Raw genomic sequence first — 13,587 nt, 5'->3', positions numbered from 1 at the left:
TATGTTAGGGTTTCAATCTTCCCTTTCTTTCACGCCAACTGGCGCAAAATTCATTCCCCTCTTCGTTCCAAGAGGGGAGCCATTAGCTAATTTGCAATCAAGGAGTTCTAGACTACCCCTGTCTGCCGATAGGCAGGCTCAATCTCCGTAAAGACCTTGAACATTAAAATTGTTTATTGCTAATTGTTAACTGTTCATTGTTTCAGCCACTGATCACTGCCCACTAACCGCTCAATTCCCCGTCAAATAGCTGCTATATTTTCGCAAACCCTCATTCACCATGGTAACGGCTCCCTTACTTGTCATGGTTGCACCGGAAATACCGTCAATAAAATGTACAGCGTCACCGGCTTTTTGCAATGTAAAGGTGTCTTTGTCCAGCTTGATTTTCACGCCTAAGAACTGATCTTCAAATGTTTTTTCGCTAACTGCCGCACCATAACCTTCCGATTCTGCTTTGTGTTCGAAGGCTATCTTTTTTATTTCCAGCTTTTTTTTATCCAAAAGAACTTTTGCCCAGATGGCACCACCAAAACCAACACCCTGAATTGGTAGGACAACCAGGTCCGTATCCCTTATTTCAAATATAGGCAGTGAAGTGGCTTGCCCACGCGATTCCAATTTATTATAAAGATCCCCCGCCCTAGCCATTTCTATGGTAGAAACCTTACCGCTGGTATTCAGTTCTTTAAAAATTATTAGGCCAAGAATGTTGGTAGTACCGGCCAAAATGGGCGCTACAAAGGTGGCAATCTCCTCTATACTGTCCGGTATAACGGTCGTGGTTTGGATCACCTCTTTTACTGCTTCAATTTTTTGTTCCGTCTGTTTTGGATTTTCCTTACAGTTCCACCCCATGACAACCAAAATCATCAATAGTATTTTTATTTTCATCATAATCAATTTTATATTTAAAGCGTTCCAAATAGCCCAAAACGCTATTTTTTCGAAGGTAATGCGGAGGTAGGTTTATTGAAATGATTTAGGTCAGTCACATATATTTAAGATTCTAGACGCTAGAGCCTAGAAACTAGACACTACAGTTAGTTCGAGTGCTTCTCGATACTATTTTGCTCCACTTTGTTATTCCAAACCACCAAACTGAAGGTAGGTAGACTTGAAGTGACGGGGTATTTCATTTTCTTTGCTCGCCCAAAGAAAACGAAACAAAAGAAAAGGCGCCTTAACCGAGGTATTTTTTCGACACCGAGGTCGAAAAACCGTGTGCGAAACTCCGCGTCGTCCCTTTATGGGGACTCCTGTTCTCGGAGCTTTCGCCCACTATTCTGCGGTTAAGGATTTTTGGCTCCGCCGGTTTATACTGTTTACTTTTTTTCAATCTTAATCAACTGAAAACTGTTCACTGATTACTGTTCACTAACAACCTACAATTGCCCAATGGCTTTTGGCTCAAGAGTATTGTTCACTGAATCCGTTCATGTTTGGGTTGAGCTACTAGTGTGATTTAACCCATGGCATACTTATTTTAGGGGTATTCGTGAACCTAAGGTTTAGCTGCCCTAAATCCTTGGTTTCTAATGTTCATTCGAAATGACTAACTGTTTCAACTTTCAACTTTTAAACAGAATATAGTTCTCTCCCAATAGTTCTCGACTGCGCTCGAACGGACAGGCGGGATGTTAAGAGGCAAGAGCCTAGAGCCTAGACACTGCAGTCAGTTCGAGTGCTTCGATACTATTTTGCTCCACTTCGTTATGCAAAATCACCAAATTAAACCTAGGTAGACTTGAAGTGAAAGGCGATAGCCATTTTGTATCGAAAACTCGTTTATGCACTGCGTCTACTTCTCTGTCGGGGTGACGAAAAACAAAAGCTCCTTCCCTTGGTTAAGCCTGTCCCGCGATTTCCGCGGGAGGACAAGGTGGATTCTCCGTCATTTGGCGGAGGAGACGGAAGGGATTGAATGCCCAAGCCACAGAAGAATGGAGAAGTTGCAAGGTTTTAAACACACCCCCTAGTCTAATTACAAAACATACTCCTAACCTCGCGCGGAAAACGCGGGATAGGCTCTCTCTAGAGTGGAATGTATTGCGTTCTGAATGAGATCCGTCATTTCGAGCCTGCCTGTCGGCAGACAGGGAGCATTTGCGACGAAGCAATCTCAAACCTGAAATAAACAGATTGCCGCGCTGTGCCCGCCAATCGGCAGGTAAACTCGCAATGACGAAAAACAAAAGCTCCTCCCTTCAGACGAAGGGAGGTGGCTTCGCCATAAGCGAAGACGGAGGGTTCTGAAAGCCCGAACCTTGGGAATATGGACAGAAGACATAGAATAAGTGTATGTTAGGGTTTCAAACTCCCCTTTCTTTCACGCCAACTGGCGCAAAATTCATTCCCCTCTTCGTTCCAAGAGGGGAGCCATTAGCTAATTTGCAAACAAGGAGTTCTAGACTACGCCTGTCTGTCGGCAGACAGGCTCCATCTCCGTAAGGACTTTCAACTTTTTAACATTGAACATTTAACAATTGCTTTTGCCTTTTGCCTATTGGCTTTTGCCTTTTGCCTATTGGCTTTTGGCTTTTGGCTAATGGCTAATGGCTCCCGATAACTATCGGGATGCCTAAAGGGTACTGCCCATATAACTATGTTCACTGCAATCTCTTTTCTCCTTTCTCTTTTCTTTTTTCTTTTTTCTTTTTTCTCTTTTCTATTTTCTATTTTCTCTCAATACTCAATACTCATCAATCTATACTAATTTCCCACTTCCCAATACACATTGAACCCTTCCCGACTTTTAACATTGTACTTTCAACATTGAACTTTGTACTTTCAACAATTTTTAAAACTTTTTGGTTAAATTACACCCTTGAACCTTATTACGATACTCGCTTTTGGATTATAATCCAACTGCCATAAAATGATTGAGAATAATCACAATAAACCAATAAAAACAAAAGACGTAAACGCATGAAATATATAGTTTGTGAGGAACCTGGAGACTTTCAATTAAAAGAAAAAGAGGCCCCTGTACGTAAAAAAGGGGAAGCCCTGCTAAAAGTGAACAAGGTGGGCATCTGCGGTACCGACCTTCACGCCTATACCGGCAACCAGGCCTTTTTCACCTATCCCAGGATCCTTGGCCATGAACTGGCCACCACTGTGCTGGAGATCGACGAAAACGATAAGGGCATAGCGGCCGGGGATAATGTGGTTATCATGCCTTACCTGAGCTGTGGCCATTGTGTTGCCTGCAGGAACGGGAAGACCAATTGCTGCACCCAGATCCAGGTTCTGGGCATTCATACGGACGGCGGCATGCAGGAGCAGATTACCGTTCCCGTGGATATATTATTGCCCGCCAAGCATCTGAGCAACGAACAGATGGCCATTGTAGAGCCTTTGGCGATAGCGGCCCATTCCATCCGTAGGGCGCAGATAGTAGCTGGGGAAACGATTGTGGTCGTGGGCTGTGGACCCATAGGAATCGGTATCATGAAACTGGCCCAGATTGAAGGGGCCAAGGTCATTGCCCTGGACATGAACCAAGACCGACTTCAGTATGCCAAGGAAAAAATCGGGGCGGACCATATTGTAAATGTGACCGAAGACCCCGTAAAACAGATTTCAGATATTACCAATGGCGATATGGCGACAGCGGTATTCGATGCCTCGGGCCATAAAGGAGCCCTGGAACAGGGACCCACTTATATGTCGCACGGAGGAAGGTACATCTTGGTAGGACTCTCCAAAGGGGAGCTTACCTTTACCCATCCGGCCATACACGCCAAGGAGACCACCCTTTTGTGCAGCAGGAATGCCACGGTGGCCGATTTTGAACGGGTCATCGAAATCCTGGACCAATTCCCAACCGATTCGTTCATTACCCACAACGTGCATTTCTCGGAGATCAAGGAGAATTTCGATAGCTGGTTAAAACCCGCCACAGGAGTAATAAAAGCTACCGTAGAATTTTAAAAAAATAGCATCCCAATATGTCAAAGAATTTTTTACAGATACATCCCAAAGATAATATCCTCGCAGCTTTGCAGGATATGAAAAAAGATTATGTGGTAGATTTTGAGGGGAAATCCTTCCCGCTCAAAAACGATGTTACCGCCAAACATAAATTCGCCCTTCAGGATTTCAAGGTGGGCGACCCCATCCTTATGTACGGTGCCCTGATAGGAAAAGCTATTAAGCCCATTGCCCAAGGGGAAAGTATTACTATAGACAATGTGGTGCATGCCTCCTCCGATTACAAAGTTGGGGAGCAACAATCGCATTGGGCGGCACCGGATATTTCCAAATGGAAGAACAGCACTTTCAACGGATACCATCGTGCCGACGGCAGTGTGGGGACCGCCAACCATTGGCTGGTAATCCCTATGGTATTCTGTGAAAACAGAAATGTAAACGTACTGCGCACTACCCTACTCAATGCCTTGGGCTATGAGACCGCACAAGACTATATAATAGATACCGAAGTGCTGGTATCCCAATACAAAAAAGGGGCCAGTGCGGATGACTTGATGGCCGCCCCCATTATTAAAACGGCCGACGAAATTAAACAGAACAGGACCTTCCCAAATGTGGACGGTATTAAGTTCCTGACCCACGACGGAGGTTGTGGCTGTGATCGCGGGGATTCGGACACCCTATGCAACCTATTGGCAGGATATATTACCAATCCCAATGTTGCCGGGGCCACCATCCTTAGTTTAGGCTGCCAGAATGCCCAGGTTAAAATTTTGACAGATGCCATTGCCAAACGCGACCCCAACTTTTCCAAACCCCTACATGTTTTGGAGCAACAGAAAAGCAAGAGTGAACGCCATTTTATAGAGGAAGCGGTAAAGAGAACCTTTTTGGGCCTTATAGAAGCCAACAAAGTGGAACGCAAACCGGCTCCTTTAAGCAAATTGGTATTGGGCCTTGAATGTGGTGGTTCGGACGGATTTTCAGGGATTTCGGCCAATCCGGCCCTAGGATATACTTCCGACCTTATTGTGGCTTTGGGAGGCGCTACCGTGCTTTCGGAATTCCCCGAACTCAATGGCGTGGAACAAGAACTCATCAATCGCTGTGAAGCGCCCGAAAATGCGGAAAAGTTTGCCGGTATTATGAGGGCCTATTCCGCCAAGGCGGTTTCCATAGGCTCCGGATTTGAAAACAATCCATCGCCAGGAAATATAAAGGACGGACTCATCACAGACGCTATGAAATCGGCCGGAGCGGCCAAGAAAGGTGGAACTTCCTTGGTGCAGGATGTATTGGATTATACCGAAAGGGTTACCAAAAATGGTTTAAACCTTTTATGTACTCCAGGAAACGATGTGGAGAGCACTACAGGCTTGGCAGGATCAGGATGTAATGTTATAGCCTTTACCACCGGATTGGGCACGCCTACCGGCAACCCAGTGGCCCCGGTCATAAAACTGTCCAGCAACAACGCCCTCAGTGAGCGTATGAAAGACATTATCGATTTTAATACGGGCACTATCATTACCGGGGAGGATACCATCCAGACCAAAGGAGAGGAACTGTTGGACTATATTATAGAGGTGGCCAGTGGCAACATTGTCCCAGCTGCGGTTAGATTGGAGCAGAACGACTTTATCCCCTGGAAAAGAGGTATCTCCCTATAACTAGCCTCTCCGAAGGAGTGTTAAAAAACATCAAACCCAGAAAACTTTCAACTTTCAACTTTCAACTTTATAACTTTATAACTTTATAACATAATACATTAAACCTTCTAACATGATTATAGATTCTCACCAACATTTCTGGAAATACAGCCCTGTAAATCACTCCTGGATAAACGAGCAAATGAAGGTTATCCGAAGGGATTTTTTACCCTCGGATCTAAAACCGGTATTTGTAAAAAATGGCGTTGACGGATGTGTGGCGGTACAGGCGGACCAGACCTTGGCGGAAACCGATTTCCTTTTGGAACACGCCCATAACAACGCTTTTGTAAAAGGCGTCGTGGGCTGGGTAGACCTAAGAAGTCCTGACGTGGACCAGGATTTGGAAAAATACGCCAAAGACAGGAATCTAAAGGGATACCGACATATTGTTCAAGAAGAAGCGGACCATAATTTTTTATTGCGGCCCGACTTCCTAAGGGGCATTTCCAAATTGGAACAATATGGGGCCGTCTATGACATCCTTATTTTCCCCCATCAGTTGGGAGCTACTCTGGAGTTGGTAAAAAAATTCCCCAATCAGAAGTTCGTCATCGATCATATTGCCAAACCCTATATCAAAGATGGTTTTTATGATGGTTGGGCGGCCATGATGAAAGAAATCGCCAAACACGAAAACGTACATTGTAAAATCTCGGGTATGATCACCGAGGCCGATTTCAAAAGCTGGACCCCTGAACAGTTACAACCTTATATGCTCTTGGTCCTTGAGGCCTTTGGCCCTGAACGCTGTATGTACGGTTCCGATTGGCCCGTATGCCTTGTTGCCGGATCCTACACCCAGGTAAAAGACCTGACCACCAATTTCATTTCCGGCCTTAGCACCACTGAGCAAGCCGCCATCATGGGGCTGAATGCGGTGGATTTTTATGGACTGGTGTGAGGCAGTTGTAAAGTTGTAAAGTTGAAAGTTATAAAGTCAAAAGTTCGTCACTCCGTGGAAAAAGACAGAATCTAGACTAAATATTTGTGTTATAAGTTACTTAACTAGGTGCTCCTTCCCATGGCTAGGAAAAGGTGGCTTCGACGTAGGAGAAGACGGAAGGGGCAGCCTGGGTGGCAATCTGCTTCTTACAGTGAACAGTCTCCAGTAATCAGTGGCTTCGACTACGCCTGTCTGCCGACATAAGCAGGATCAGCCACCGGATGTAGTACACGGAGATTGAGCGGAGTCGAAATCGAAGTACATGGAGAAAGTAAACGGTATGCAGTTTTTAGTAAACAGTTTTCAGTAGTCAGTGGCTTCGACTACGCTCAGCCACCGAATGAAATCACGGAGATTGAGCGGAGTCGAAATCGAAGTACACGGTAGTGAACAGTTTTCAGTAAACAGTTGTTGGTCAGCCAGAAGGCATTAGCCAAATGCCGATAGTTTGTATGTTCAACATTGTTAACCAGCGTCACTTCGAGTTTACCTGCCGTCAGGCAGGTGATTTTGAATAACGAAGTGGAGCAAAATTGGTTTGAGAAGCACTCGAACTGACGACAGAACTTAACCCGTCCTTTCTAATCCAAATCTCCAAATCGCTTCATTTCCGAATTCCCTCATTACCAAATTTTCAAATTGATTCATTTCCACATTAAACAATTGCTACATTAACACATTACCTCATTTCTCTTTTCTCTCTTCTCTCTTCATTTCTGGCTTTTGCCTATCCCGTCATTAGCACATTTCCACATTAACACATTACCCCATTTATCTTTCCTCTCTTCTCTCTTCTCTTTATTCTTGCCTTTTGCCTTTTGCCTTCTGGCTATTCCGTCCAAATCAACCAATCATCAAATTTTCAAATCGGGTAATTCCTCCCCAGCTGGAGAAAAACGCCCCAATCTATTATTTAACACATTAATTTAATTGAAACATAACTTAATGATTAATAGGTATTTACAGCACTATCGTAAAAAAAAACCGTTATAAGGCACTATTCTTGTGCGCATTGGCCATTCCCCCCCACTAATTTACTGTTAAGCTAAAAATTACATATTCTATGACCTTGCGGTTTTCCGCAGGGAAATATAAAACTTAAGATTTAGGTTTGTGGAACCAAACGGATCAATGGGTTTGAAACCTGAAAATTGGAATTGTTGAATAGGGTAAAATTATTTTCCTACAAAAGCATATTGGCTGGCTTGTTGAAATCGTGTTCGGGGGAACTCACAAATTTCGCAGGCCTTGCCTTTATCCTTAAATATAGATTAATAACAGGAAAAAAACTTCTACCATAATATTTATAGGCTACTTTTACATTGGACAGGTCTTTAAATTCTTACAGGACTAAAATATTAACCCTTTAATAATATTCTTACATTGTACGGAGCAAATTACAGTTATCTTGTTTGTTGCATTGTAGAAACACTTAATAGAGAAAAAAATGCATTTAATCGATAAAACAATACAAGATAAAGCTAAATCATGTTAAAAATCAGAAAAATCCTTAGATTTGCGCCTCAAGGCTTTTAATATAAATTGTAATAATTTTTACCCTAAATTTTACTTTTTGTTCCTTTAGAATTCCCTCCTATAAAGTGTGACAAATTACTGCATCAATTAGTAATTAACGAACAGTGCCCTTATGTGCTAAACACCAACTATGGCATACCTTTATGACCTTTTTTCCAATCTCTATTTTTTAGGGACAGTTGCCGTATGCATACCTCTTCTATTGTGCTATAGGATGTATCCGGTAATTATCTATGCGGTACGTTCCAAAAACCTTATGGATGAACCTGGAGATCGCAGCATGCATACATCAAAAACGCCCACCTTGGGTGGGGTTGGACTCTTTATAGCCTTTTCCTTATCCATTGCCGTTCTTGGTTTAATGGTTGGTCTGTCACAACCTGATCTTATAAAACTTTTGGCTCTTTTAACAGCAACTATTATGCTAATGTTTCTAGGAGTTAAGGACGATCTTTTTGGCTTGGCACCTAAAAAGAAATTTATGGTACAAGTAGTTGCCTCCCTTATGGTGATTATTATGGCCGATCTAAGGATTATTAGCTTTGAAGGTATTTTTGGATTGGAGGACCTCCCCTATTATATTTCAGTGGTCTTTACCCTTTTTGTATTTCTGTTGATCATCAACGCCTATAATCTAATAGATGGTTTGGATGGTTTGGCTGGATCCGTAGCCCTGCTATCCAGCCTATCGTTCGGCACCTTTTTTTTCATAAATGAAAGGTATCTCTTTGTCCTTATTTCCTTTGTTCTCATTGGGGCGTTATTAGGGTTCTTAAGATACAACCTCTCTCCCTACCGCAAAATATTTATGGGAGATTCCGGATCCATGTTTATAGGTTTTCTATTGGCTTTTCAGGCCGTTGGGTTTTTATCCTACAACTCTATTATAGATAATCCTGTCACCAATATGAAAGCACCCATTATGGCCATGGCCATATTATCCTATCCCTTGTTGGATACGCTAAGGGTGTTCGCCATTCGCATAAGCCAAAAACGAAGTCCTTTTAGTGCAGACAGGAATCATATTCACCATAGACTAATAGACCTTGGCATTACCCATAAACAAGCCACCTTATTTGTCGTGGTTATGAACAGCCTAATCATTCAACTGGCCTTTTTGATCAGGGATCTATATATAAACGTTCAACTCTATATTATTATAGTGCTCATCCCCTTAGTTTATGTCTCGCCCTGGTTATTGGTCCGAAAGCAAGGAAAATTAAAATTGATCAAGCCCAAACCCATAAAATGGTCCAACATTAGATCTAGGATAAATAATTTCCTTGGCTAACTAAATGCTAAAAATTATCCAACCGTTAATTCCAATGTTTTTGGATATAATAGATTATGATAAGGATAACTATCAGCGTATCTCAATTTGGACAAAAAGTAATAATATGTAAAAAAATTAATGAACATATAATATGTCAGAATTTAAAATAGGAATAATAGGCTTAGGCTACGTAGGTCTGCCCTTGGCCCGGCTATTTGCTACCAAATATGCGGTAGTAGGCTTTGATATTAATGAAAAGAGAATAGCACAGTTAAATACTGGGCATGACAGCACCTTGGAGGTTTCCGACGCAATTCTAAAAAAAGTCCTTATTTCCTCTCCAAAACGGGCACTGGCAAATGCCATGGTGGAAGTTTCCACCAGAAGAACAGAAGGAGCATATCCTGAAAAAAGAATCGGTTTATTTTGTTCCTCACAGCTGGAAGATTTAGCGGATTGCAATATATTTATTGTTACCGTCCCCACTCCGGTAGACAAAAATAACCGCCCTAATTTAACGCCTTTGTACCAGGCCAGTAAAACGGTGGGGCAAGTCTTAAAAAAGGACGATATAGTAATTTACGAATCCACGGTATACCCCGGAGCAACGGAAGAAGAATGCATTCCTGTTCTGGAACAGATCTCCGGATTAAAATTTAATGAGGATTTCTTTGCGGGATATTCCCCGGAAAGAATAAATCCCGGAGATAAGGAACATACTGTAGAAAAAATCTTAAAGGTAACTTCTGGGTCTACCCCGGAAATTGGCACATTGGTAGACGACCTGTACAAATCGGTAATTGTGGCTGGAACACATTTGGCACCAAGTATAAAAGTTGCGGAAGCATCAAAGGTAATTGAAAATTCGCAACGGGACATTAACATTGCGTTCGTAAATGAACTGGCCAAAATATTCAACCTTATGGGTTTGGATACCCAGGCCGTTTTGGAGGCCGCAGGGACAAAGTGGAATTTTTTGCCCTTCAGACCAGGTTTGGTAGGCGGACATTGCATTGGTGTAGATCCTTATTATTTGGCACAAAAAGCGCAAGAATTGGGCTATCATCCTGAAATAATTTTAGCAGGTAGACGTATAAATGACTCCATGGGAGAACATGTGGCCAACGAGGTAATAAAATTACTGGTAAAGGCAGATAAAAAAGTAAAAGGTTCCAAAATATTGGTTCTAGGGATTACCTTTAAAGAGAATTGTCCGGACGTAAGGAATACGAAGGTAGTGGATATTGTGGCACAATTACAGGATTTTGGCACTGAGCTGACCATTTATGATCCATGGGCAAAACCTGCAGAAGTTAGGCATGAATATGGACTAACTACCACTCAAAATTTGCCGGTTGGCCAATTCGATGCTATTGTCCTTGCCGTGGCACACCAGCAATTTCTAAACCTGGATTTGGAGGCTCTAAAAAATGGGAACACGATTGTTTATGATGTTAAAGGTGTTTTTGGAAAAAAAGCAGATGCACGGTTATAAAAGTAGATTGCATGTATATCATTTAAATATAATAAATAGTCTAAGCGCTCCTTTATGGATATCTGAAGAATTTATGACTAAATCTTATAGAGGCAAACCTAGTATACTTAACATTCAAAAAATGAAATTGTAAAATGTGCGGAATAATAGGTTTTAATTTTGCAGCTCCGACGGGATCAAACTATTTAAGTATTGCAGACTATAGGGGACCTGATAATTCATCGTCACTTTCTTTTGGATCGTTTACGCTGGGACATAATAGACTTTCTATTATAGACCTCACCCAAGAAGCAAATCAACCTTTTGTTTCTGCCTGCGGCAATTTTGTTATTGTGTTTAATGGGGAAGTGTACAACTATAAGGAAATACGGAGAAATTTGGAAAGCAAATACCCCTTTCGTACAAACTCCGACACAGAAGTTATCCTCTACAATTATATTGAAAAAAAGGAAAAATGCCTGGAAGATTTTATTGGCATGTTTGCCTTTTCCATTTATGATATAAAAAATGATGTCTTATTTGGGGCTCGTGACAGGTTGGGGATCAAACCTTTCGTTTATTACCAAAACGGCAAACAATTTGCATTTGCTTCGGAAATCAAGGTGATAAAGGATTTGGTCAACGGACTAACGCTGAACAAGGAAGCTATTGGTCAGTATTTACGGTATCTATATGTACCCTCTCCAAACTCCGTTTACCAAGAAGTAAAAAAACTGGAACCTGCACATTATTTCTTTTACCAAAAGGGTGAATTGAAAAGTACAAAATATTGGGACCCCATAGATTTTATCGGTTTAAAAACCACTGCCAAAGAAGAAAATCTTCTTGAGGAACTGGATGATTTATTGAATGATGCCGTTCAACTCAGAATGATCTCAGACGTAGAACTGGGCTCCTTCCTATCCGGAGGTATAGATTCATCAACTATATTGTACTATATGGCTAAAAACTCCAAAAAACCCATAAATACATTTACTTTGGGGTTTGCAGGAGCTGATAAATATGATGAAACCAGTGATGCCAAGAAAATGGCAGCCCATTTCAACACCAACCATCACGAAATTATAATTCATCCCAATGTGGCGGACCTTTTACCCAAAATGGTACGCCATTTTGATGAACCCTTTGGCAATCCAACTGCAATATTGATCCATGAACTTACCAGGGAAACAAAAAAATATGCCACGGTTGCTTTGGCTGGGGACGGTGGGGACGAAATTTTTGGGGGCTACCCCAGATATGAAGCTGCTCTGTTATATGATAAAATTAAGTTTGTGCCCCGAGTTTTTTGGAAAATATTGAACCCTTTTTTTAAAATAATTTCGGAAGACACCTCCGGGAATCATAAGTTTAGAAGAATTAAGACTTTTGTAAATTCCTTGACCAAGCCCTTGGATGAGATGTATGAGGATTGGGTAGGCTATTTTTCTGTTAAGGAAATAAATGAGTTATTTAAGGTGCAACAAGATTTCCAAAAGCTAGTTGCAGAGGTCTTTAAAACAATTCCTACGAATGACCTGATAATTAAAACCTCGATTACAGATTTAAAGACTTTTTTGGTCAATAATCTTTTGTATTATGGTGATGCCATGAGCATGGCCAATAGTTTTGAAGTAAGGGTTCCGCTAATTGACCACAGGATCGTGGAATTTATGACTTCAATTTCCTCGGATTATCGAATTAGGAACGGGCAGACAAAATATCTAATGAAAAAGTTATTGAGTGGTAAAGTTCCGGATGCCATCATCAATAAGCCAAAATTAGGATTAAATCCGCCTATGGGTATGTGGTTAAAGGATGATTTGAAAGGGTTTGTTTCAACATACCTTTCCAAGGAAAGTGTTGAAAATAGAGGCATGAATTATGAATTTGTATCAAAACTTTTAAAGGAACACCATTCCGGAAAAAGGGACAGATCTCTGTATATATGGAGCTTAATAGTCCTGGAAGAATGGCATAGACAAAATTCGTATTAAATAATTAGTGCTAGGCAGATAAAATTATTAATTGTGAAAAGACTGTTAAAAATATTAGACTTGTTAGCTTTGCATTATAGACTTAAAACGCATGGTGTAGTCTATGGTGAAAAGTTGCGTGGCAATAGCATTGCATTAAAAAATGTTGGAAATATAAGATTGGGCAACAAAGTATCCCTTAATTCCTATCCAGATGGCGACATATACAAAACCGGATTACTAACATACTTTAAGGAATCTTTAATAGTTATTGGGGATAACTGCAATTTGAATGGCACAATTATTCACTGCAACACCAAAGTAACTATCGGTTCACATTGCATGTTCGGGCCAGGAACCAAAATAGTGGATAATGATTCCCATAGAATATCAATCGATATAAACGAAAGAAGAAAAGCACCTAAAAGTAACCCTATTATTATAGAAGACAATGTTTGGATTGGAATGAATTCGTTAGTATTAAAAGGTGTTTGTATAGGGAAAAATTCAATTGTTGCGGCCCATTCAGTGGTTACTAAAAACGTCCCCGAAAATGTATTGGTCGGCGGTAATCCTGCGAAAATTATCAAAACACTTACTAAATAATAATGGTTAGCCGATTATTATTTTTTGATTTACAAAAATGAAACAACATAAATATAACTATAGAAATATAAAGGTTAATTGCGCCCAGTAATTTTGCTTCAAAAATGAAATACTATTTGGACAAATAAACA

At 41.1% G+C, this 13,587-nt stretch carries 8 protein-coding genes; 7 read left to right on the top strand and 1 reads right to left on the bottom strand.

Annotated elements, in window-relative coordinates:
- Positions 1-231: 231 nt before the first annotated feature.
- Complete coding sequence (locus H4O18_RS20935) at positions 232-897, bottom strand: FMN-binding protein (RefSeq protein ID WP_187588323.1); 666 nt, start codon at positions 895-897, stop codon at positions 232-234.
- A 2,031-nt stretch (positions 898-2,928) separates the two neighbouring features.
- Here H4O18_RS20935 and H4O18_RS20930 point away from each other — a divergent pair.
- The 7 genes from H4O18_RS20930 (at position 2,929) to H4O18_RS22425 (ending at position 13,456) form a co-directional block, all read left to right on the top strand.
- A complete protein-coding gene (locus H4O18_RS20930; protein ID WP_187588321.1) occupies positions 2,929-3,936 on the top strand; it encodes a zinc-binding alcohol dehydrogenase family protein in 1,008 nt (335 codons plus the stop codon).
- A 17-nt stretch (positions 3,937-3,953) separates the two neighbouring features.
- A complete protein-coding gene (locus H4O18_RS20925) occupies positions 3,954-5,606 on the top strand; it encodes a UxaA family hydrolase (RefSeq protein ID WP_187588319.1) in 1,653 nt (550 codons plus the stop codon).
- 112 nt (positions 5,607-5,718) lie between these two features.
- Positions 5,719-6,549, top strand: a complete 831-nt coding sequence (locus H4O18_RS20920; RefSeq protein WP_187588317.1) for an amidohydrolase family protein — start codon at positions 5,719-5,721, stop codon at positions 6,547-6,549.
- 1,708 nt (positions 6,550-8,257) lie between these two features.
- Positions 8,258-9,418 carry an MraY family glycosyltransferase gene (locus H4O18_RS20915; RefSeq protein WP_187588315.1) on the top strand — a complete coding sequence of 387 codons (1,161 nt, stop codon included), beginning with the start codon at positions 8,258-8,260 and terminating at the stop codon, positions 9,416-9,418.
- Positions 9,419-9,551: 133 nt separating this feature from the next.
- Positions 9,552-10,895: a nucleotide sugar dehydrogenase gene (locus H4O18_RS20910; RefSeq protein ID WP_187588313.1), complete on the top strand. Its 1,344-nt coding sequence runs from the start codon at positions 9,552-9,554 to the stop codon at positions 10,893-10,895.
- A 134-nt stretch (positions 10,896-11,029) separates the two neighbouring features.
- Positions 11,030-12,871, top strand: a complete 1,842-nt coding sequence (gene asnB / locus H4O18_RS20905) for an asparagine synthase (glutamine-hydrolyzing) (RefSeq protein ID WP_187588311.1) — start codon at positions 11,030-11,032, stop codon at positions 12,869-12,871.
- 33 nt (positions 12,872-12,904) lie between these two features.
- Entirely contained in the window at positions 12,905-13,456 is a 552-nt protein-coding gene (locus H4O18_RS22425; RefSeq protein WP_343065483.1) for an acyltransferase, read from the top strand.
- Positions 13,457-13,587 lie beyond the last annotated feature (131 nt).

Source organism: Arenibacter arenosicollis, assembly GCF_014397245.1.
Lineage (GTDB): Bacteria > Bacteroidota > Bacteroidia > Flavobacteriales > Flavobacteriaceae > Arenibacter > Arenibacter arenosicollis.
Note: the sequence above shows the minus strand (reverse complement) of the source record. Positions and strands in the feature narration are given on the sequence as shown.

Coding starts and splice junctions, on each gene's coding strand:
- H4O18_RS20935 (WP_187588323.1), bottom strand. CDS start 897: ATGATGAAAATAAAAATACTATTGATGATTTTGGTTGTCATGGGGTGG.
- H4O18_RS20930 (WP_187588321.1), top strand. CDS start 2,929: ATGAAATATATAGTTTGTGAGGAACCTGGAGACTTTCAATTAAAAGAA.
- H4O18_RS20925 (WP_187588319.1), top strand. CDS start 3,954: ATGTCAAAGAATTTTTTACAGATACATCCCAAAGATAATATCCTCGCA.
- H4O18_RS20920 (WP_187588317.1), top strand. CDS start 5,719: ATGATTATAGATTCTCACCAACATTTCTGGAAATACAGCCCTGTAAAT.
- H4O18_RS20915 (WP_187588315.1), top strand. CDS start 8,258: ATGGCATACCTTTATGACCTTTTTTCCAATCTCTATTTTTTAGGGACA.
- H4O18_RS20910 (WP_187588313.1), top strand. CDS start 9,552: ATGTCAGAATTTAAAATAGGAATAATAGGCTTAGGCTACGTAGGTCTG.
- asnB (WP_187588311.1), top strand. CDS start 11,030: ATGTGCGGAATAATAGGTTTTAATTTTGCAGCTCCGACGGGATCAAAC.